We start from the raw sequence: 20406 nt of genomic DNA on the forward strand, positions 1-20406 counted from the left end.
ACTAGACCCGGAAGCGGCCAACCCGGCTCTGCAGATCCGCGGCAAGCCGTGACAGCTCGTCACTGGCCGCGGCAATCTGGGTTGAACCGTCCGCTGCCTGCTCCACTCCCCTGTTGATGCGGACCAGAGAGCGGTTCACCTCCTCCGCCACGACGGATTGCTCTTCGGCGGCACTGGCGATCTGGGTATTCATGTCGTTGATGGAACCAATGGCATGGGTGATGCTCACCAGGGCCTCGGCGGCCTGCTCCGCGGAACGAACACCTTCGCTGGCCTTGGCACCGCCTGAATCCATCACCCGGACCGCATCCCGGGCAGCGGACTGAAGCTTCTCGATCATCCCCTGGATCTCCTGGGTGGAAGACTGGGTTCGGGTGGCCAGGCTGCGCACCTCATCGGCCACCACAGCAAACCCCCTCCCCTGTTCCCCCGCCCGCGCCGCTTCGATGGCGGCATTCAACGCCAGCAGATTGGTCTGCTCGGCAATGCCACGTATCACATCCAGCACGGTACCAATGGATTCAGCATCCTTCTGCAGATGCTGAATCACCGCAACGGCCCGCTGCACCTCGTTGGCCAGTTCCGCCACTTCCTTCGCCGTTCGCTGAACCACTTGCGCGCCCTCCCGCGCGGCCTGATCGGAGGAAGCGGCCGAATCGGCGGCCAGGGAGGCATTCCCGGCCACCTGGGTGACGGTGGCGGCCATCTCGGTCATGGCAGTGGCCACCTGCTCCGCCTCGGACTGCTGCTGCCGCACCTGCTCACTGGCCTGACGACTGGATACCGCCAACTGCTCGGCCGCCGCGCCCAACTGGCTTGCTGCCATGGACACCTGCTTCACCAGGCCATGCACCCCGCCCACGAAGACGTTGAAGCTGCGGGCCAGATCACCAAATTCATCGTGACGACCCTCATCAAGCCGTTGGGTGAGATCGCCATCCCCTTCGGCAATGCGGTCCAGGGCCATGCGGGTATCCGTCACGGAACTCACGATCATCCGTGCCACCAGCAGGATGATACCGGCCAGAAGCAGCAGGGTGACGCCGAACACCAGCGCCATGGTCAGGGTCAGCTCGCGGGCCGTGGCCATCAGAAGATCGGAGGGAATGGCCACGGCCATGGACCATCCCGGGGTATGGGGAACAGGATGGAAGGCCACCTTGTAGGCCCGCCCATCCTCCAGCACCTGATCCGCCAGACCAGTTTCTCCGCCCACCATGCGGCGAGCCAGGCCGGCATAATCCTGCCGACCGGACTCCAGGGCATTGGAGGTCATGCGCTGAGCGGCGTCCGGGTGGGCGATATAAACCCCCTGGGACCCCAAGGCCCAGGCAATGGCGCCGGGCTGATCCACCGCGTCGGCGACGATGTCCGTCAGGGTATCCAGCGTCACCGTCACCGCCAGCAGGCCAATGACATTGCCGCGGACATCCTGGACGGCATGGGCAAATACGGTAATGGCATTACCCGTACTGCGGGAGAACACGGGATCGGTCACCATGGACTGGCGGGACCGGTCGCGCACGATCTGCTGGAAATAGCCCCGGTCGGCCAGATTCGAGCGGTGACGATTGTGGTAATAGGCCTCCCCGTCCGTATCCACAAAAAACAACACTTCGTACTCGTCGCTCATGTGCGCGCCGAAATGCTCCAGCACCCCCGAAATCGCATCCGTATCCCCCGAGCTCAGGGTAGGGGTCCGGGCAAGTGTCCGCACCACGGACATGTGGGATTCCACCCACCAGCCCACGGCTTCTGCACCACCCGTGGCCATGCTGGCGGCAGAATCCTCCATGATACCGACAACCCGGTGATTCACCTGGGAGATGACGATCACCGCCACCACCCCCAGGGCCAGGGCCATCGGGGCACCGAAAAAAATCAGCATCTTCGGGAGAAGCCGGAGTCGGTCAAGCATGTTTCCTCCTTGAGGCAAGCACGGCACAACCACTGGTGAATCAGGTGAATAAAGGGTGGCTGTACGATCTGTCGGACACGCCCTCAACTATATCGCGCACAATCTCGAATGCTTGAGATTTATTCCACCTCCAGAACAAGGATGTTCTGGATGCGCCATTCCCGCACGGCGGGAATCCGGCCACACAGCGGAAATTCCGCACGCCCGGTTTTGGTGACGCTACGACGAGGCAGGGGGACAGTGTACACTAGACACCGGATTCAGCCGCGACACCCGACCCATGCGTAGCGCGAACTTCACAGACCAGTTCCTGATCGCCATGCCCACCCTGGCGGACCCCAACTTCCACCATGCCGTCACCTACCTGTGCGAGCACACGGACGAGGGGGCCATGGGCATCGTCATCAACCACCCCACGGACCTCACCCTGGAGATGGTGCTGGACCACATGGGCATCAGCGCCAAGGTGCCCACCGGGCGGATTCCGGTCTACAACGGTGGCCCGGTACAGCCGGACCGGGGATTCATCCTGCACCCGGCCGATCGTCACTGGACCTCCACCATGCAGGTGAGTGAACACATCGCCGTCACCACCTCCCGGGACATCCTGGAGGCCATGGCCGAGGGCGGCGGTCCCGACACCTATCTGATCGCCCTGGGCTATGCCGGCTGGGGGCCGGGACAACTGGAACAGGAGATCGGCGACAATGCCTGGCTCACCTGTCAGGCGGACGTGGATGTCCTGTTCCGGCAACCAGCGGAAAAACGCTGGCAGGCCGCCGCCGGCCAGTTGGGGGTGGACCTGTCCCTCATGAGCGGCCAGGCAGGTCATGCCTGATACCCGCACCCGGCGCGTCAAAAGGGAGCGGGACATCGGCATACCGGACACGGTCCTGGCCCTGGACTACGGGGAAAAGCGGATCGGCGTGGCCGTGGGCAACGGTATTACCCGCACCAGCACCCCCCTGGAGACCCTGACCGCCAGCAACGGCATCCCCGATTGGCAGCGTCTGGACGCCCTGATCCGGGAATGGCAACCGGCCCTGCTGGTGGTGGGCCTGCCCGGCACCCCGGACGACAGTGAGCACCCCCTGGCCCGCCGCATCCAGGCCTTCTGCGATCGCCTGCGGGCCCGCTATGCCCTGCCGGTGCGGCAGGTGGATGAACAATTCAGCTCCGCCGAAGCGGAGTCCCATCTCAAGTCCCGGCGCCGGGAAGGCCGGCGGGGGCGCATTCGCAAGGAAGACATCGACGCCGTCGCGGCGGCCGTCTTCCTGGAACACTGGCTTGCCCAAGAGATCGCTTCATGACCGAACCTGTCAGCACCCTTCTGGACCGCATGGCCGACGCCCTGCGCCGCCACCTGTCGGAGCAGCACATCACCGACCCCGCCCTGGTGGGTATCCATACCGGGGGCGTCTGGGTGGCCGAGCAACTGCACCAGCGCCTGGGCCTGAACGAACCCCTTGGCAAACTGGACATCTCCTTCTATCGGGATGACTTCAGCCGCATGGGCATGCATCCCCAGGTGCGTCCGTCTTCCCTGCCCTTCGCCGTGGACGAGCGCCACATTCTGCTGGTGGACGATGTGCTGTTCACCGGCCGCACCATCCGCGCCGCCATGAACGAACTGTTCGACTACGGCCGCCCGGCCTCCGTGATGCTGGCCGTACTGGTGGAACGGGACGGACGGGAGCTGCCCATCCAGGCCCAGGTGGTGGGCCAGCATCTCAAGCTGCGCGCCGACGAACAGGTGAAGCTGCGAGGACCCGATCCACTGCGTCTGGATATCGTCCAACTGGAGCCCGCGTCATGATCAACCAGGACAATCCGGCCGGATCCCGGCCCGCCGCCGGTCCCCTGCCCCCCTCCCTGCAGTTCAATGCCCAGGGACGGTTGCGGCATCTGCTCACCATCGAGGGACTCTCCGGCGCCCTGATCACCGAGATCCTGGACACCGCAGAGTCCTTTGCCGGCATGAATGCCCAGGCGGTGAAGAAGGTACCCCTGCTGCGGGGCAAGACGGTGATGAACCTGTTCTTCGAGGCCAGCACCCGGACCCGCACCACGTTCGAACTGGCAGCCAAGCGCCTGTCCGCGGACGTGCTGAACATCAACATCAGCACCTCGGCCACGGTCAAGGGCGAGAGCCTGCTGGATACCCTCCGAAACCTCCAGGCCATGTATGTGGACATGTTCGTGGTGCGCCACGCGGACAGCGGCGCGGCCCACTTCATCGCCCGCCACGTGGCGCCCCATGTGAGCGTACTCAACGCCGGTGACGGCCGTCACGCCCACCCCACCCAGGCCCTGCTGGACATGTTCACCATTCGCCGCCACAAGGGGGATTTCACCCGTCTTAAAGTGGCCATCGTGGGCGATATCCTGCATTCCCGGGTGGCCCGATCCCAGATCCACGCCCTCAACCTGCTCAATACCGGCGAAGTCCGGGTGATCGGACCCAAGACCCTGTTGCCCGCCCATGTGGAGGATCTTGGGGTGCATGTATTTCACGATATCCGCGCCGGCCTCAGGGACGTGGACGTGATCATCATGCTTCGGCTGCAGAAGGAACGGATGGAAAGCGGCCTGCTGCCCTCCGAGCACGAGTTCTTCCAGCTCTGGGGTCTGACCGAGGAACGGCTGGCCCTGGCGGCACCGGGCTGTATCGTCATGCATCCCGGCCCCGCCAATCGCGGGGTGGAAATCGACTCCCGGGTGGCGGACGGTCCTCAGTCAGTCATTCTGGAACAGGTCAGCAACGGTATCGCCGTGCGCATGGCAGTGATGTCCACCATCATGGGCGGCAGCGTGAATCAGGGGGCGGGAGCATGAAACTGCTGATCGAACAAGGCCGGGTGATCGACCCGGAAAACGGCGTGGATCAGGTCACGGATCTCTACATCCAGGGGGAGGAAATCGTCGCCCTGGGCGCCCCTCCCAGCGAGGATTACAGCCCGGACCGGCGCATCAACGCCCGTGGCCGCTGGGTGCTGCCCGGTCTGGTGGACCTTTCCGCCCGCCTGGGGGAGCCGGGGCACGAACAGAAGGCCACCATCGCCTCGGAAACCCGTGCCGCCGCCAGCGCCGGCATCACCACACTGGTATGTCCACCGGACACCAGCCCGGTGGTGGACTCCCCGGCCCAGATCGAGTTGATCAACCGCCGTGCCCGTCAGGCCTGCGGCGTCCGGGTCCATGCCCTGGGCGCCCTGACGGCGGGCCTCAAAGGGCAGCAGCTGTCCGACATGGCGGCCCTGAAACGGGCCGGCGCCCTGGGCATGAGCCAGGCCCTGCGGCCCATGGGCAGCCACCTGCTGCTGCGCCGGGCCCTGGAATACGCCGCCAGCCACGACATCACGGTGTACCTGCATCCCATCGACTGGTCCCTGGCGGGCCAGGGTTGTGCCCATGAGGGCGCCGTGGCGACCCGTCTGGGCCTGCCGGGCATCCCGGAGGCTGCGGAAACCGCTGCCCTGGGCGTACTGCTGGCCCTGGCGGCCCAGACCGAGGCCCGCATCCATGTCTGCCGGCTGTCCACGGCGCGGGGAGCCGCCATGGTGGCCCGGGCTGTGGAGGACGGCCTGCCGGTCAGCGCCGATGTCTGCGCCCATCAACTGTTCCTGACCGAAATGGACGTGGCGGATTTCAACAGCCTGTGTCATGTGATCCCCCCGTTGCGCACCCTGCGGGACCGGGACGGGCTGCGCAAGGCAGTGGCCGAAGGGAGCATTGAGGCGATCTGCTCGGACCACCAGCCCCATGAGGCGGACGCCAAGCTGGCGCCCTTCCCGGCCACCCTGCCGGGCATGTCCACCCTGGAGACCCTGCTACCCCTGGTATTGCGACTGGCGGAAGAGGGGGTGCTGCCCCTGCCCGAAGCGGTGCGCCGGGTCACCGCCGGCCCGGCCCGCATCCTGGGCCTGAAGGTGGGCACCCTGGGCGTGGGCACTCGGGCAGACATCGCCATCGTGGACCCGGAGCGGGGCCATGGGCCGGGCCCGGACAACTGGCTCAGCGCCGGACGCAACAGCGCCTTCTTCGGCTGGGAGTTCAGGCCCCGGGTGACTCACACCCTGGTGGCGGGACGGGTGATCTTTGAATTGCAGGCCCGGCAGGTATAGACAGGGCCTTTTGCGGAGAAATAAATAATGAACAAACCCCATCGCGGCACCATCTTCGTGGAAGATGCCCCGATCCTGTCCCATACCGCTCACCCGGGCGATCAGTACGTCCTGCGGGTGAAGGCCCCCCAGTGTGCCGCTCACGCCCGAGCGGGCTGCTTTGCCCACCTGCAGTGCGACCCCCAGCTGCCCATGCGCCGCCCCCTGTCCATCATGCGGGTGGATCCCCAGGAGGGGTGGGTGGAATTCCTCTACAAGGCCGTGGGCAAGGGGACACGCCTGCTGGCCCAGCGTCAGGTGGGCGAGAAGATCAATCTGATGGGCCCCATCGGCAAACCCTTTACCCTGCCCCACGGGGATCGCCCCCGCGCCCTGCTGCTGGGCGGCGGCGTGGGGATCCCGCCCATGGTGTTCCTGGCGGATGCCATGCGCAGGGACCCGGTGAGCGAGCCGTTCGTGATCATGGGGTCGGAAGTGCCCTTTCCCTTCAAGGCCTCGCCTTCCCGCATCCTGGTACCGGGCATGCCGAACGGGGTGATTGCCGCCATGCCGCTGCTGGAAGACTGGGGCGTGGCGTCACGACTCACCAGTCTGGCGGGCTTTCCCGGTTGCCATGAGGGCTATGTGACGGATCTTGCCCGTCACTGGCTGGACGCCCTGTCACCGGAACAGCGGCGCCAGGTCCAGGTCTATGCCTGCGGCCCCCACGCCATGCTGGAGGCCTGCGCTGCTCTTGCCCGGGAATACCATCTGCCCTGCCAGGTCTCCCTGGAGGAGTACATGGCCTGTGCCGTGGGCGGCTGCGCGGGCTGCGTGGTCAAGGTGGAAACGGAGCAGGGCCCCGGAATGAAGCGGGTCTGTGTGGACGGGCCCGTCTTCGAGGCCAAATCCGTGTTTGGCTAAGCCGGAACCGTTTTCGGGGCGCGGCATGGCCTGTCAAGGCCACTATTCCTTGATCCTGCTTTCTGAAACCGGCCGCAAGGTCTCGTCAAAGCCCTTGCGGCCATCGTTCCTGCCACGGATGGCGGGATCAGTGTCTCCAGGCAATGACAGGTCGTCATCGTCCTTTTTCAGGCTCTTCACCCCGCCACCAAAATGGATGCGCCATTCCAGATCGCCCCGTGAATCCGCCTTGGCCAGGGCCTCGGGCAACGTCACCTGCCCGGCCTTGTAGAGTTCGAACAGGGCCTGATCGAACGTCTGCATACCCACCGAAGCACCCTTTTCCATGACGCCCTTGATGGCATTGATCTCGCCCTTGCGAATCAGCTCGGCGATATAGGGGGTGTTCAACATCACCTCCACCGCCGGCAGACGGCTCCCATCCTTCCCCAGCAGCAGGCGCTGGGAGACGATACCCCGCAGATTCAGCGACAGATCCATGAGGATCTGCTGCTTGGATTCCGGGGGAAAGAAGTTGATGATGCGATCCAGGGCCTGATTGGCATTCACGGCATGCAGCGTGGACAGGGCCAGATGGCCGGTATCCGCATAGGCAATGGCGGCTTTCATGGTATTGAGATCCCGGACTTCACCGATCATGATCATGTCCGGGGCCTCGCGCATGGCCTCCCGCAGGGCATTGTCGTAGGACAGGGTATCCAGTCCCACTTCCCGCTGACCGATGATGGACTTCTTGTGGGTGAAGCTGTACTCGATGGGATCCTCAATGGTCAGGATATGACCGGCGGCCATGCCATTGCGGTAGTCGATCATTGAGGCCAGGGTGGTGGACTTGCCCGAGCCGGTGGCTCCCACCACCAGAATCAGGCCGTTGTCATGCATCACCAGTTCCTTGAGCACCGGTGGCAGCATGAGTTGTTCGATCGTGGGAATCTCGCTCTTGATGAAGCGGATCACCATGGAGACCTCACCCCTCTGCACATAGATATTCACCCGGAAACGGCCCAGCCCGTCCAGGGAAATCCCGAGATTCATCTCCTTGTCCCGTTCAAAAGTCTCGATCTGGCGCTCGTCCATGATGTCATAGGCCATCTCCTTGACGACCCCGGGCTGCAGCGGCTGACGACTGATGGGACGGATATCGCCTTCGATCTTCACACAGGCGGAAGCACCCGTGGTAAAGAACAGGTCGGAGGCATTCTTCTGGGCCATCAGCTTCAGGTAAGGCTCGATCAACATGGTCTTTCAGACCCCGGTCATTTGAGTAATCCGGATTCTTCCGGGGTTGCCTGCACTTCCAGGCCATCCGCCTCGTCCAGCAGGTTCTGACTGCGGGCACGCTTGCTGTCCAGCTTGATACGAAGGCGCAGATCGTTGACGGAATCGGCGTTGCGCAGCGCATCCTCATAGCTGATCTTGCCGGACTCGAACAGCAGGAACAGGGCCTGATCGAAGGTCTGCATGCCAGCCTCGTTGGACTTGGCCATCAGCGCCTTCATCTCGTGGATCTCCCCCTTGAAGATCAGGTCCGACATCAGCGGACTGTTGATCATGATTTCCACTGCCGGTACGCGGCCCTTGCCGGTGGACAGGGGGATCAGGCGCTGGGACACCACCGCCTTGAGGTTCAGGGACAGGTCCATCAGTAATTGCTGACGACGTTCCTCGGGGAAGAAGTTGATGATGCGATCCAGGGCCTGGTTGGTGCTGTTGGCGTGCAGGGTACTCAAACACAGGTGACCGGTCTCGGCGAAGGCAATGGCATAGTCCATGGTCTCGCGGTCCCGTATCTCGCCAATGAGAATCACGTCCGGGGCCTGGCGCAGGGTGTTCTTCAGGGCGATTTCATAGTTCTCCGTATCCACCCCCACCTCTCGCTGGGTTACCAGGCAATTGACATGGGAGTGAACAAACTCGATGGGGTCCTCGATGGTGACGATATGCCCGTAACTGTTATGGTTACGATAACCCACCATGGCGGCCAGGGAAGTGGACTTGCCCGAGCCCGTCCCCCCCACGAAGATCACCAGACCGCGGCGGGTCATGGAGATGTCCTTGAGCTGCATGGGCAACCCCAGGTCCTCCAGGGCCGGTACCTCGGAGGTGATGACCCGCAACACCATGCCCGAGGACCCACGCTGGGTGAAGGCATTCACCCGAAACCGGGAAATTCCGGGCAGGCTGATGGCGAAGTTGCACTCCTGGGTGCGCTCGAACTCCGCCGCCTGACGGTCGTTCATGATGGAGCGGACCAGCACCTGGGTATGGGACGGTGACAACGGCTGGTTGGTGATGGGCGTCATCCTGCCGTCGATCTTCATGGACGGCGGCGCACCCACGGTAATGAACAGGTCGGAGCCCTTCTTGCTCAGGAGGGTCCTGAGCAGATCGTGCATGAAACGTATGGCCTTGTCGCGATCCATGGAAAAGTGCCTCGTGCGATCAGTGGCAAATGGCTGGCGGCCAGCCGGTAAAGGCTACAGGCTGTCAGGGCTGGCCGCCTTGCGGCGGGCCTCTTCCTTGCTGATGAGGCCCCGCTGCAGGAGCTCCTTGAGACTCTGGTCCAGGGTCTGCATGCCCACGCCCTGGCTGGTCTGAATGGCGGAGTACATCTGCGCGATCTTGTTCTCGCGAATGAGGTTGCGCACCGCCGGAGTACCCAGCATGATCTCGTGGGCGGCACAGCGACCACCGCCGATCTTCTTCATCAGGGTCTGGGAGATGACCGCCCGCAGGGACTCGGACAGCATCGCCCGCACCATGTCCTTTTCCGCGGCCGGGAAGACATCCACGATACGGTCGATGGTCTTGGCGGCGGAACTGGTGTGCAGGGTACCGAAGACCAGATGGCCGGTCTCCGCCGCCGTCAGGGCCAGACGGATGGTCTCCAGGTCACGCATTTCCCCCACCAGAATGGTGTCAGGGTCCTCGCGCAGCGCGGAGCGCAGGGCCTCATTGAAACCCAGGGTATCCCGGTGCACCTCGCGCTGGTTCACCAGACACTTCTTGGACTCGTGGACGAATTCGATGGGGTCTTCCACCGTGAGGATATGGCCGTACTCGGTCTCGTTCTTGTGATTGAGCATGGCCGCCAGGGTGGTGGACTTGCCGGAGCCGGTAGGCCCCGTGACCAGCACGATTCCCCGGGGATACTCGGAGATCTTCTCGAAGATCTTGGGACAACCCAGCTCCTCCAGGGTGAGGATCTTGGTGGGGATGGTGCGAAACACGGCCCCGGCGCCCCGGTTATGATTGAAGGCATTGACACGAAAGCGGGCCAGACCGGGGATCTCGAACGAAAAGTCGGTCTCCAGAAACTCCTCGAAATCCTTGCGCTGCTTGTCGTTCATGATGTCATACACCATGCCGTGAACCTGCTTGTGCTCCATCGCGGGAACATTGATGCGGCGAACATCGCCATCCACGCGGATCATGGGCGGCAGACCCGATGACAAGTGCAGGTCGGAAGCGCCATTCTTGACGCTGAACGCCAGCAGTTGGGTGATATCCATCCAGCCCCCTTGTATTGGATTCAAGACCCTGTCTTGCATGGAATGCGCGGGATTCGGCCTCGGCCTTCCGGAGACAGGCACGCACGGCGCAACAGGTGACGCATTTTGCTTGCGAATATAGCATAGCCGCATGAACGACATTTGCGAACGAATTCAGGCCATGCATCGCCGCATCCAGACAGCCGCGGAGCGGTTCGGGAGACCCGCCGCGGACATTGAGTTGCTGGCGGTGAGCAAAACTCACCCGGCCCAGGTGGTCGCCACGGCGCTGGACTGCGGGCAACGGGCCTACGGTGAAAATTATGTCTCCGAACTGACGGACAAGGCCCGCGCCCTGGCAGGCCGGGGGGTGACCTGGCATTTCATCGGCCCGGTCCAGGGCAACAAGACCCGGCCCATCGCGGAAACCGCCCAGTGGGTCCACTCCGTGGACCGGGAGCGGATCGCCCGGCGCCTCAGCGATCAACGCCCCGAGTCACTCCCCCCGCTGCAGGTCTGCATCCAGGTGAACGTCAGCGGCGAGGCCACCAAGTCCGGCATCGACATGGAGGCCCTGCCGGCGCTGGCCGAGACGGTGGCCGCCCTGCCCCGCCTGCGGCTACGCGGCCTGATGGCCATCCCCGCCCCCAGCGATGACTTCGACACCCAGCGCCGGGCATTTGCCCGCTTGCGACAGGCCCGGGAAGACCTGATACGACGTGGCCACACCCTGGATACGCTGTCCATGGGAATGAGTGACGACCTGGAGGCCGCCATTGCCGAAGGCGCCACGCTGGTGCGCGTGGGAACGGCGATCTTCGGCGGCCGTTCGGGTTAACATTGCCTCACACCCATCCCGCAGACCAAAGAAACTGATGAACGAGAACATCGCCTTTATCGGGGCCGGCAACATGGCCCGCAGCCTGATCGGCGGACTGGTGGCGGACGGCTGGAGCCCCAGCACACTATGGGCAGCCGATCCCAACGAGGATCAGCGCGCCCTCGTCAGCCGACACTGGCCGGCCATCCACGTCACGGACGCCAATGCCGAGGCCATCGCCCACTGCGAAGTGCTGGTGCTGGCGGTCAAGCCCCAGGTCATGGCCGAGGTGACCCGGGCCATTGCCCCTCAGGTTCAGGCCCGCAAACCGTTGGTGGTCTCCATTGCAGCCGGTGTGCGCAGCGAGGATATCGAACGCTGGCTGGGCGGCGACCTGGCCGTGGTTCGCTGCATGCCCAACACCCCGGCGCTGGTGGGCTGCGGTGCCACCGGGCTGTCGGCCAACCCCCGCGTGGATGCCCGGCAGCGGGATCTGGCGGAATCGCTGCTGCGTGCCGTGGGCATGACCGTATGGCTGGAGAATGAAGCCCAGCTGGATGCCGTCACCGCCCTTTCCGGCAGTGGACCGGCCTATTGCTTTCTGTTCATCGAGGCCCTGGAAGACGCCGGCACCGCCCTGGGCTTGCCCCGGGAAACGGCTCGCCTGCTGGCCCTGCAAACTGCCTTCGGCGCCGCCAAACTGGCGCTGGAATCCGATGAGGACGCCGCCACCCTGCGCGCCCGGGTGACATCCAGGGGAGGCACCACAGAACAGGCCTTGGCGGCGCTGGAGGCCGGCGGACTGCGGGAACTCATGCAACGCGCCCTCACCGCCGCCCGGGACCGTTCCCACGAACTGGCCGACCAGCTGGGTCGGGACTGAGGATCATCCATGTCACACGCCTTTCAAAACGCCGCCGTCTTTCTGATCGGCACCCTGTTCAGCCTCTACATCCTGGCCCTGATGCTGCGCACCCTGCTGGCACTGTCACGGGCGGATTTCTACAATCCCATCTCCCAGTTCCTGGTGACCATCACCAATCCGCCACTGCGCATCCTGCGCCGGTTCATCCCCCCCATCGGCCCGGTGGACAGTGCGGCCCTGGTGCTGATCCTGGCCCTGAAAATGCTGGAACTGTTCATCGTCGGCGTCATCCTCGGCGTGATGATTCATCCTCTCACCCTGTTCATTGCCAGTATTCTGGCCATCGTGCGGCTGGTGATCTGGATCTACATCATCAGCATCATCATCCAGGCGGTGATGAGCTGGTTCCAGGCCGGCGGCATGAGTCAGAACCCGGTGGCTGGCCTGGTCTACAGCCTGAACCGTCCCCTGCTCAACCCCATCCGCAAGGTGATGCCGCAAACGGGCATGGTGGATCTTTCCCCCCTGGTAGCCATCATCGGCCTGAACGTACTGCTGATTTTCATCAGTGCACTCTGAAGACGCAGGCAACGATCGCTGGTGGCATTGGCGACACGACACCCTGGTGCTGCGGCTGAGGCTGCAGCCCCGGGCATCCAGGGAAAAGCTGGGGGAACCCCTGGGTGACCGGCTCAAGGTCTACGTCACCGCCCCGCCGGTGGAGGGGGCCGCCAACGAGCGGCTGCTGAAGCTGATCGCCCGCCACTGCGGCGTGGCCCGGTCCCGGGTCATGCTGGAGGCAGGCGCGACGAGCCGGGAAAAGACCGTCGCCGTGGATACCCCCGGGCGCCTGCCGCCACCGCTGGATGTCTGTCGCCCCCCGGTTACCAGGTAACCAGCAGCATGTAGACCCCGTAACCGGCCACGGCCGCCCCCGCCAGCCCCCGCACCCAGGCCTTTTGCACCAGCGTCGCCAGACGGGCCGCAAACACACCCATCAACAAAAGGTTGGGCAGGGTGCCCACGCCAAAGGCCAGCATCAGGGCCGCCCCCTGGGCGGCGCCACCGGCGGCCAGGGACCAGAACAGCACGCTGTAGACCAGACCGCAAGGCAGCCAGCCCCAGACCAGCCCCAGGCCCAGGGCCTGAGCCGGGGAACGCACCGGCATCACCCGTCGCCCCAGGGGTTCCAGTCGCCGCCATAGCAGGCCGCCGGCCCGCTCCAGGTACACCAGCCCGTGCCACCAACCGGCGAGATACAACCCCAGCGCGATCATGAACAGACCCGCCAGGACCTGCAGCACCTGCTGGGCCTGGTTCACGTCGGCAAGGTGAGCAGCAAACCAGCCCACGCCGCCGGCCAGGGCACCGGCCAAGGTATAGCTTGTCATCCGCCCCAGGTTATAGGCCAGCAAAAAGGCTGCGGGCCGGGTCCGCCCACCGGGCGCTGGACCACGAATCCCCAGGGTGAGCGCGCCCACGATGCCGCCGCACATCCCCATGCAATGCACCCCGCCCAGCAGGCCGATGACAAAGGCGGCAAGCAGTGTCCCTGGCTCCATGACACCCTACTCCGGCATCAGGTCACGAAAATCCCGGATGGCGGCGAATTCCCCGGTATCCACCTCCGCGGCCCGCGTATCAGGACGACGTACCGCCCGCAGGTGGGCAATCCCATGGCGCTCGGCGGATCTGAGGACATCCAGGTTGTCGTCCACGAACAGGGTACGACGGGGATCAAAGGGTTCCCGCCCCTGCAGGCAATCCCAGAAACGGGAGTCCTCCTTGGGGCGTCCCAGCTCGTGGGCGCAGACCACACGATGAAAATGCCCTTCCAGGGCGGTCAGGGTCAGTTTCAGATCCAGTCCGCCCCGGTGGGCATTGGTCACCAGCACCAGCCGCCGTCCCAGACGCCGCACGGCGGCCAGAAAATCCGGCACATGCTCGTGGACGGCGATCAGATGGGCCATTTCCCGCTTCAGGGCAATGATGTCCATGTCCAGCTCCTGCCGCCAGTAATCCAGACAGTACCAGTCAAGGGTGCCGCGGACACCGGCATAGCGGGCCATCAGCTCGGACCTTGCCTGGGCGGGGTCAAGCCCACGGGCCTCCCCATAACGCCGGGGCAGGTATTCCAGCCAGAAATGATTGTCGAAATGCAGATCCAGCAGCGTTCCGTCCATGTCCAGGAAAACGCTGTCCACCGACGCCCACGGCAGGGGAGCGGCTGAAGGTGATGTACTCATGATGCCTCGATGTCCATCGTGTCTGAAACAACCTGACATTGGGTGATTCTTCCCAAGCCGGACTTAGATAGTACAATCCCCAGGATATCCCGTTCCCGACGGAGGGCGACAGCATGCCGATCCACCCCCGCCAACCCCGGCTCGCCCGATCCCCGAGTCTGCCCAGCCGGTATTGTCGTCATGCCTGAAAAACCCAGCATCCTCACCCGCCGCACCGTGGCCCGCAGCCGACTCTTCCACGTGGAGGAAATGGAACTGCTGTTCGCCAATGGCGCCCGGCGCTGCTTTGAGCGGCTGGTGGGCTCCGGCCATGGGGCGGTGCTGATCGTGCCCATGCTGGACCCGGACACGGTACTGATGATCCGTGAATATGCCGCTGGCACCCAACGCTATGAACTGGCCTTGCCCAAGGGGCTGGTGGAACCGGGAGAGGACCTGCTCGACGCCGCCAATCGGGAGATCATGGAGGAAGTGGGCCATGGCGCCCATCGACTTACCCACCTGACGTCCTTCAGCATTGCACCGGGCTACCTGAGCCACACCACCCACATCATCCTGGCTCAGGATCTCTATCCGGAACGCCGGCCGGGAGATGAACCCGAGGATATCGAAGTCGTGCCCTGGCGCCTGAGCGATCTGGATAGTCTCATCGGCCAGGAAGACTGCACCGAAGCCCGTTCCATCGCCGCCCTGTACCTGGTGCGCGACCGACTCAAGAGATAAGCCATGTCCCTGGATGACCTGAACCTGGAATACCTGCTCATCAATGCCTGCCGCATCGCCCGGGAAGCGGGCGACCGCATCATGGAGATCTACGACGAAGGGTTCCAGGTGGAGCAGAAGTCCGACCGCACCCCCCTGACCGCCGCCGACACGGCCGCCCATCACCACATCGTCACCGGCCTGCGGGAGCTGAATCCCGCGCTGCCCATCCTGTCGGAGGAATCGGACCGGATTCCCTTCTCCGAGCGCACCCACTGGCAGACCTACTGGCTGGTGGACCCGCTGGACGGCACCCGGGAGTTCATCAAGCGCAACGGCGAGTTCACCGTGAACATCGCCCTGATCCACGACCATGAACCTGTCCTCGGCGTGGTGGCTGCGCCGGCCCTGGACCGGCTTTACAGCGCCGCCCGGGGCCTGGGGGCCCATCGCCATGAACCGGCGGCGGCCGTGGGAGAACGGATCGAGGTCAACCGGGACCGGCGTACAAAGCCCATCATCGCCGGCAGCCGTTCCCACGGGACCGAGCGCATGCAGCAATTCCTGGAACGGGTGGGCGATCATGCACTCATCAGCATGGGCAGTTCGCTCAAGTTCTGCCTGGTGGCGGAAGGCAAGGCCGATCTCTATCCCCGGCTGGGCCCCACCAGCGAGTGGGACACGGCCGCAGCCCAATGCGTGGTCTGCGAGGCCGGCGGGGTGGTGACGGATCTGGGACTGAGCCCCCTGCGCTACAACACCCATGACGGGATACTGAACCCGGAATTCCTGGTCATCGCCGATCCGACACGGGGCTGGGAAAGATATCTTCCGGACTGAGCGGCCCGCCCTCAGATGCGCCGCATCAGCGCCGCCTGCTGCATCAACTGGGCGGCGATCTCCTCCACGGACATCTGGGTGATGTTCAGACAGGGGATCCCCTCCCGCTTGAGCATCCGCTCCACCGCCCTCAGTTCCCGGGTGCACTGATCCACACTGGCATACTGACTGTTGGGACGACGCTCGGTACGGATCTGATGCAGCCGTTCCGCGTCCACGGTCAGTCCGAACAGCTTTTTGCGATAGGGCTCCAGCGAAGCGGGTAGCGTACCCCGATCAAAGTCATCGTCCGCCAGGGGATAATTGGCCGCGCGGACACCGTAATTGAGCGCCAGGTACATGCAGGTCGGGGTCTTGCCGGTCCGGGAGACACCCATCACCACCACATCGGCGTTGGGGTAGTCCCGGGTGGTCGCACCGTCATCGTTCTGGATGGCGAAATGCAGGGCATCCATGCGCTCGGCGTAGGTGCGCATGTTGCCCATGCCATGGGAACGGCCCGCCACATGCTGGGCGGTCACACCCAGCACCTGCTCCAGGCGGGGAGTGAAGGTATCGAAGAAATCGAAGATTACCCCCCGGCAACTGGCCAGTTCTTCCCTGCGCTGGACATCCACCAGAGTCGAAAAAACCAGCGGTGGCTCGCCGTCGCCCTGGGCGGCCCGATTGATGCGCTGCACTGCCCAGTCCATTTTTTCCTTCGAGTTGATGAAGGGCAGACTGACGGTATTGAAGTGAATCTGCTCGAACTGGGTCAGCAGGGTGTGACCCAGGGTTTCGGCAGTGATGCCGGTCCCATCGGAGACATAGAAGACAGAGCGGGTCATGGAACGAAACGGGCCTCCTGATGGGATCACGACCATGGGAAAACCGGCGGCCCACCGGGGATACGACCCGAGGGAACCCGGCTCCAGGCGAAGGCCGGGCCAAAGGCCCGGCCCGGAAAGATGGGGGCATCCGGCGCCCGGGAGTCATCACCCGAAACCGGATGCCCGAAAGAATACCTCAGGCGTCCTGACGGCCGTTGGTATCACCGGCCAGACGCAGCCAGGTCTCCACCACGGTGTCCGGGTTCAGGGAAATGGACTCGATTCCCTGTTCCATCAGCCACTCGGCCAGATCCGGGTAGTCGGATGGCCCCTGGCCGCAGATACCCACATACTTGCCTGCCTTGCGGGCCGCCTGGATGGCCAGGGCCAGCAGTTTCTTCACCGCCGGGTCCCGCTCGTCGAAGGTGGCCGCCACCAGACCGGAATCCCGGTCCAGGCCCAGGGTGAGCTGGGTCAGGTCATTGGAGCCGATGGAGAAACCGTCGAAGAACTGCAGGAACTCGTCGGCCATCACCGCATTGGAGGGGATCTCGCACATCATGTAGACCTTGAGTCCGTTCTCGCCCCGCTTCAGTCCCATCTCGGCCAGCAGATTGATCACGCCCTCGGCCTCGGCCAGAGTACGCACGAAGGGCACCATGACCACCACGTTGGTCAGGCCCATTTCGTCACGCACCCGGCGCACGGCGCGGCATTCCAGCTCGAAGCAGTCGCGGAAGTCATCGGACAGGTAACGGGAGGTGCCCCGGTAACCGATCATGGGGTTCTCTTCATCCGGCTCGTAGCGCTCGCCCGCCAGCAGGTTGGCATACTCGTTGGACTTGAAGTCGGACAGGCGCACGATCACCGGCTCGGGATGGAAGGAAGCCCCCAGGGTGGCGATACCTTCCGCCAGCTTGTCCACATAGAAGCTGACCGGGTCCGCATAGCCGGCAAAGCGCCGGGCCACCTCATCCTTCAGGTCCGCCGGCAGGGTGTCGAAATTGAGCAGCGCCTTGGGGTGCACGCCGATCATGCTGTTGATGATGAACTCCAGACGGGCCAGACCCACCCCGGCATTGGGGATATTGCGGAAGTGGAAGGCACGGCCCGGGTTGCCCACGTTCATCATCACCTTCACCGGCACCTCGGGCATGGAGTCGGTACGGGTACGCAGCACCTCGAACTCCAGTTCGCCCTTGTAGATGCGGCCTTCGTCGCCCTCGGCACAGCACACGGTCACGGCATCGCCTTCCTTGAGGCGGGCCGAACCGTCACCGCAACCCACCACCGCCGGGATACCCAGTTCACGGGCGATGATGGCGGCATGACAGGTACGGCCGCCGCGGTCGGTGACGATGGCGGCGGCCCGCTTCATCACCGGCTCCCAGTCGGGGTCGGTCATATCGGTCACCAGCACATCGCCGGGCTGCACCCGTTCCATCTCGTCCAGGTTCATCACCACGCGCACCTTGCCGGCGCCGATCTTCTGGCCGATGGCACGGCCGCGCACCAGCACTTCGGTACGGGGAGAGCGGATGCGATAGCGCTCGATCACCTGGCCGTCGGCCCGGCTCTCCACTGTCTCGGGACGGGCCTGCACGATGTAGAGCTGACCATCCACGCCGTCCAGGGCCCACTCGATGTCCATGGGACGGCCATAGTGCTTCTCGATGATCATGGCCTGACGGCTCAGCTCTTCCAGCTGTTCGTCGTTGATACAGAAACGCAGGCGGTCGTCTTCGCCGACCTGCACGGTGCGGGTGGACTGCCCGTTCTCGCCGAAGACCATCTTGATGGCCTTACTGCCCAGGTGACGACGCAGCACGGCGGGGCGCCCCGCCTCCAGGGCCGGCTTGTAGAGATGGAATTCGTCCGGGTTGACGGAGCCCTGCACCACGGTCTCGCCCAGCCCCCAGGAGGCGGTGACGAACACCACGTCACGGAAACCGGACTCGGTGTCCAGGGTGAACATCACACCGCTGGCGCCGATGTCCGAGCGGACCATGCGCTGAATGCCGGCGGAAAGGGCCACCTCGGCATGGTCAAAGCCCTGGTGAACCCGGTAGGAAATGGCGCGGTCGTTGTAGAGGGAGGCAAACACTTCATGGATGGCCTTGAGGACGCCGTCCAGGCCGCTGACATTGAGGAAGGTTTCCTGCTGTCCCGCAAAGGAGGCATCCGGCAGGTCTTCCGCGGTGGCGGAGGAACGCACGGCCACGGTGAACTCACCCTCGGTCTCGGCCACCATCTTGTTCCAGGCCTCGGTGATGGCCTCATTCAGGGCCGGCGGGAATGGCGTTTCCACCACCCAGCGGCGGATCAGGGCACCGGCTTCGCGCAGGGCGCTGATGTTGTCCACGTCCAGATCGGTCAGCAGGCCGTTGATGCGATCTGCCAGCCCCTCATGCTGGAGGAACTCACGGAAGGCGTGGGCGGTGGTGGCAAAACCACCGGGGACGCGAACCCCGGCTTCGGACAGGCCATGAATCATCTCGCCCAGCGAGGCATTCTTGCCTCCCACGCGGGGGACGTCGTTCATTCCCAGTTCCTGAAACCAGATAACGTACTTATCCATACTCCAGCCCTTTGCATGCGTGAAACGGCAATTGTAGCCGGGACCATGGCCTCAAGACGAGTATTCAGCGAAGCTATTGGCTCGACAACAAGCCTTGCAGCCTTTAATACTGACAACGGACCGGTGAGGATTCATGGGATCAGTCCCGAATCTCTATTACAAGCAGAACCGCCTCAAGCAACTCCGCGCTTTTTGCCGGGCCGCCCGACTGGGCAGTATCTCGATGGCCGCGGAATCCCTGTGCCTGAGCCAACCTGCCGTCTCCCTGCAGATTCAGGCACTGGAACGGGAATTCGAGACCATCTTTTTCGAACGGCGCGGCCCCCAGATCAAGCTCACACCGGAAGGCGTGGCGCTCTACAAGCTTGCCGATCCACTGGTGGAAGGCATCGACAAGCTACATGAAACCTTCGCCGCCAGTTTTGGCCGGCTGGAATCCGGAGAGTTGAACGTGGCAGCCGGGGAGTCCACCATCCTGTACGTGCTGCCGGAACCCCTGCGCCGTTTCGCGGAGGTCTATCCGCACATCCGCATCAAGCTGCATAATGTAACGGGACGTGATGGCCTGGCCATGCTGCATCGGGATGAGGTGGACTTTGCCGTGGGCTCCATGCTGGAGGTCCCGGAGGGCATCACCTACCGCCCCATCGTGACCTATCATCCCAAGCTCATCACCCCGAAGAACCATCCTCTGGCGGCGCTGGGCGAGCAGATCAGGCTGGAGGACATCACCCCCTACGGCCTCATCCTGCCACCCAGACATCTGTCCACCTGGCGCATCGTGGACCTGGTGTTCCGGCAGCATGATGTTGACTACCACGTCTCCCTGGAGGCCGGTGGCTGGGAGGTGATCAAGAAATATGTGGAGCTGGGGCTGGGCATTTCCATCGTCACTGACGTCTGCCTGACGGGCAGGGAACAGCTGGCGGCCATTCCGCTGGACCGTTTCTTCCCGGCCCGCAGCTACGGGATCGTACAGCGCATCGGCCGGCATCTCTCGCCACAGGCCAAGCGCTTCATCACCATGATGGAAACCGCCTATGCCGGCCCGAAAATGGGGCCCCCGTCAACGTCCGGGTCCGAACAAGGCGTTTAAAATTGTGAACCATT

General features: G+C 64.0%; 21 protein-coding genes. 13 read left to right on the top strand and 8 right to left on the bottom strand.

Features of this window, described 5'->3' with window-relative positions; genetic code table 11:
- Position 1 precedes the first annotated feature (1 nt).
- Positions 2–1918 (bottom strand): methyl-accepting chemotaxis protein, encoded by a 1917-nt coding sequence (locus CKO35_RS01995; protein WP_200172044.1) that lies wholly within the window; start codon positions 1916–1918, stop codon positions 2–4.
- A gap of 280 nt (positions 1919–2198) precedes the next feature.
- On the opposite strand from CKO35_RS01995, the gene CKO35_RS02000 reads away from it, so the two are divergent.
- The 6 genes from CKO35_RS02000 to CKO35_RS02025 are packed head-to-tail and all read left to right on the top strand — an operon-like array spanning position 2199 to position 6945.
- Positions 2199–2756: a YqgE/AlgH family protein gene (locus tag CKO35_RS02000; protein ID WP_200172046.1), complete on the top strand. Its 558-nt coding sequence runs from the start codon at positions 2199–2201 to the stop codon at positions 2754–2756.
- Entirely contained in the window at positions 2749–3228 is a 480-nt protein-coding gene (gene ruvX, locus CKO35_RS02005) for a Holliday junction resolvase RuvX (protein ID WP_200172048.1), read from the top strand. Before CKO35_RS02000 ends, ruvX begins: the two co-directional genes overlap by 8 nt.
- A complete protein-coding gene (gene pyrR, locus CKO35_RS02010; RefSeq protein ID WP_200172050.1) occupies positions 3225–3734 on the top strand; it encodes a bifunctional pyr operon transcriptional regulator/uracil phosphoribosyltransferase PyrR in 510 nt (169 codons plus the stop codon). Before ruvX ends, pyrR begins: the two co-directional genes overlap by 4 nt.
- Positions 3731–4753 carry an aspartate carbamoyltransferase catalytic subunit gene (locus CKO35_RS02015; protein WP_200172052.1) on the top strand — a complete coding sequence of 341 codons (1023 nt, stop codon included), beginning with the start codon at positions 3731–3733 and terminating at the stop codon, positions 4751–4753. Before pyrR ends, CKO35_RS02015 begins: the two co-directional genes overlap by 4 nt.
- Positions 4750–6042, top strand: a complete 1293-nt coding sequence (locus tag CKO35_RS02020) for a dihydroorotase (RefSeq protein ID WP_200172054.1) — start codon at positions 4750–4752, stop codon at positions 6040–6042. Before CKO35_RS02015 ends, CKO35_RS02020 begins: the two co-directional genes overlap by 4 nt.
- A 27-nt stretch (positions 6043–6069) precedes the next feature.
- Positions 6070–6945 (top strand): dihydroorotate dehydrogenase electron transfer subunit, encoded by an 876-nt coding sequence (locus CKO35_RS02025; protein ID WP_200172057.1) that lies wholly within the window; start codon positions 6070–6072, stop codon positions 6943–6945.
- A gap of 42 nt (positions 6946–6987) precedes the next feature.
- On the opposite strand, the gene CKO35_RS02030 is transcribed toward CKO35_RS02025, so the two are convergent.
- From CKO35_RS02030 to CKO35_RS02040, 3 genes are read right to left on the bottom strand one after another with little or no spacing between them, the layout of a single operon-like run.
- A complete protein-coding gene (locus CKO35_RS02030; protein WP_200172059.1) occupies positions 6988–8184 on the bottom strand; it encodes a PilT/PilU family type 4a pilus ATPase in 1197 nt (398 codons plus the stop codon).
- A 17-nt stretch (positions 8185–8201) separates the two neighbouring features.
- Complete coding sequence (locus CKO35_RS02035) at positions 8202–9368, bottom strand: PilT/PilU family type 4a pilus ATPase (protein WP_200172061.1); 1167 nt, start codon at positions 9366–9368, stop codon at positions 8202–8204.
- A 54-nt stretch (positions 9369–9422) separates the two neighbouring features.
- Positions 9423–10457: a type IV pilus twitching motility protein PilT gene (locus CKO35_RS02040; protein ID WP_200172063.1), complete on the bottom strand. Its 1035-nt coding sequence runs from the start codon at positions 10455–10457 to the stop codon at positions 9423–9425.
- Between the two features lie 130 nt (positions 10458–10587).
- On the opposite strand from CKO35_RS02040, the gene CKO35_RS02045 reads away from it, so the two are divergent.
- Genes CKO35_RS02045 through CKO35_RS02060 form a run of 4 tightly spaced genes read left to right on the top strand, consistent with a single transcriptional unit; the run spans position 10588 to position 13016 of the window.
- Entirely contained in the window at positions 10588–11274 is a 687-nt protein-coding gene (locus tag CKO35_RS02045; protein WP_200172065.1) for a YggS family pyridoxal phosphate-dependent enzyme, read from the top strand.
- 37 nt (positions 11275–11311) lie between these two features.
- Complete coding sequence (gene proC, locus CKO35_RS02050) at positions 11312–12139, top strand: pyrroline-5-carboxylate reductase (RefSeq protein WP_200172067.1); 828 nt, start codon at positions 11312–11314, stop codon at positions 12137–12139.
- A 9-nt stretch (positions 12140–12148) separates the two neighbouring features.
- The gene (locus CKO35_RS02055) at positions 12149–12700 is read left to right on the top strand and encodes a YggT family protein (RefSeq protein ID WP_200172069.1); all 552 of its coding nucleotides are present in this window, start codon (positions 12149–12151) and stop codon (positions 12698–12700) included.
- A complete protein-coding gene (locus CKO35_RS02060; RefSeq protein ID WP_200172071.1) occupies positions 12690–13016 on the top strand; it encodes a DUF167 family protein in 327 nt (108 codons plus the stop codon). Before CKO35_RS02055 ends, CKO35_RS02060 begins: the two co-directional genes overlap by 11 nt.
- Here CKO35_RS02060 and CKO35_RS02065 read toward each other — a convergent pair.
- Entirely contained in the window at positions 13006–13683 is a 678-nt protein-coding gene (locus CKO35_RS02065) for a sulfite exporter TauE/SafE family protein (RefSeq protein WP_200172073.1), read from the bottom strand. The two genes, CKO35_RS02060 and CKO35_RS02065, sit on opposite strands and share 11 nt — an antisense overlap.
- A 6-nt stretch (positions 13684–13689) precedes the next feature.
- Entirely contained in the window at positions 13690–14367 is a 678-nt protein-coding gene (gene yrfG, locus CKO35_RS02070; protein ID WP_200172075.1) for a GMP/IMP nucleotidase, read from the bottom strand.
- Positions 14368–14547: 180 nt separating this feature from the next.
- Here yrfG and nudE point away from each other — a divergent pair, with 180 nt between their 5' ends.
- Together nudE and cysQ are read left to right on the top strand one after the other, a co-directional pair.
- Positions 14548–15090 carry an ADP compounds hydrolase NudE gene (nudE, locus tag CKO35_RS02075; RefSeq protein ID WP_200172076.1) on the top strand — a complete coding sequence of 181 codons (543 nt, stop codon included), beginning with the start codon at positions 14548–14550 and terminating at the stop codon, positions 15088–15090.
- A gap of 3 nt (positions 15091–15093) precedes the next feature.
- Positions 15094–15909: a 3'(2'),5'-bisphosphate nucleotidase CysQ gene (cysQ, locus tag CKO35_RS02080; protein ID WP_200172079.1), complete on the top strand. Its 816-nt coding sequence runs from the start codon at positions 15094–15096 to the stop codon at positions 15907–15909.
- An 11-nt stretch (positions 15910–15920) separates the two neighbouring features.
- Here the strand turns inward: cysQ and ppsR are convergent, their stop codons facing one another.
- Positions 15921–16736 (bottom strand): posphoenolpyruvate synthetase regulatory kinase/phosphorylase PpsR, encoded by an 816-nt coding sequence (ppsR, locus tag CKO35_RS02085; RefSeq protein WP_200172081.1) that lies wholly within the window; start codon positions 16734–16736, stop codon positions 15921–15923.
- Between the two features lie 178 nt (positions 16737–16914).
- Positions 16915–19296, bottom strand: coding sequence for a phosphoenolpyruvate synthase (gene ppsA, locus CKO35_RS02090; RefSeq protein WP_200172083.1), 2382 nt, complete (start codon positions 19294–19296; stop codon positions 16915–16917).
- A gap of 133 nt (positions 19297–19429) precedes the next feature.
- Here ppsA and CKO35_RS02095 point away from each other — a divergent pair, with 133 nt between their 5' ends.
- Positions 19430–20392 (top strand): LysR family transcriptional regulator, encoded by a 963-nt coding sequence (locus CKO35_RS02095; protein WP_200172085.1) that lies wholly within the window; start codon positions 19430–19432, stop codon positions 20390–20392.
- Positions 20393–20406 lie beyond the last annotated feature (14 nt).

It is taken from the genome of Ectothiorhodospira shaposhnikovii (assembly GCF_016584105.1).
In the GTDB taxonomy this organism is placed as follows: Bacteria; Pseudomonadota; Gammaproteobacteria; order Ectothiorhodospirales; family Ectothiorhodospiraceae; genus Ectothiorhodospira; species Ectothiorhodospira shaposhnikovii.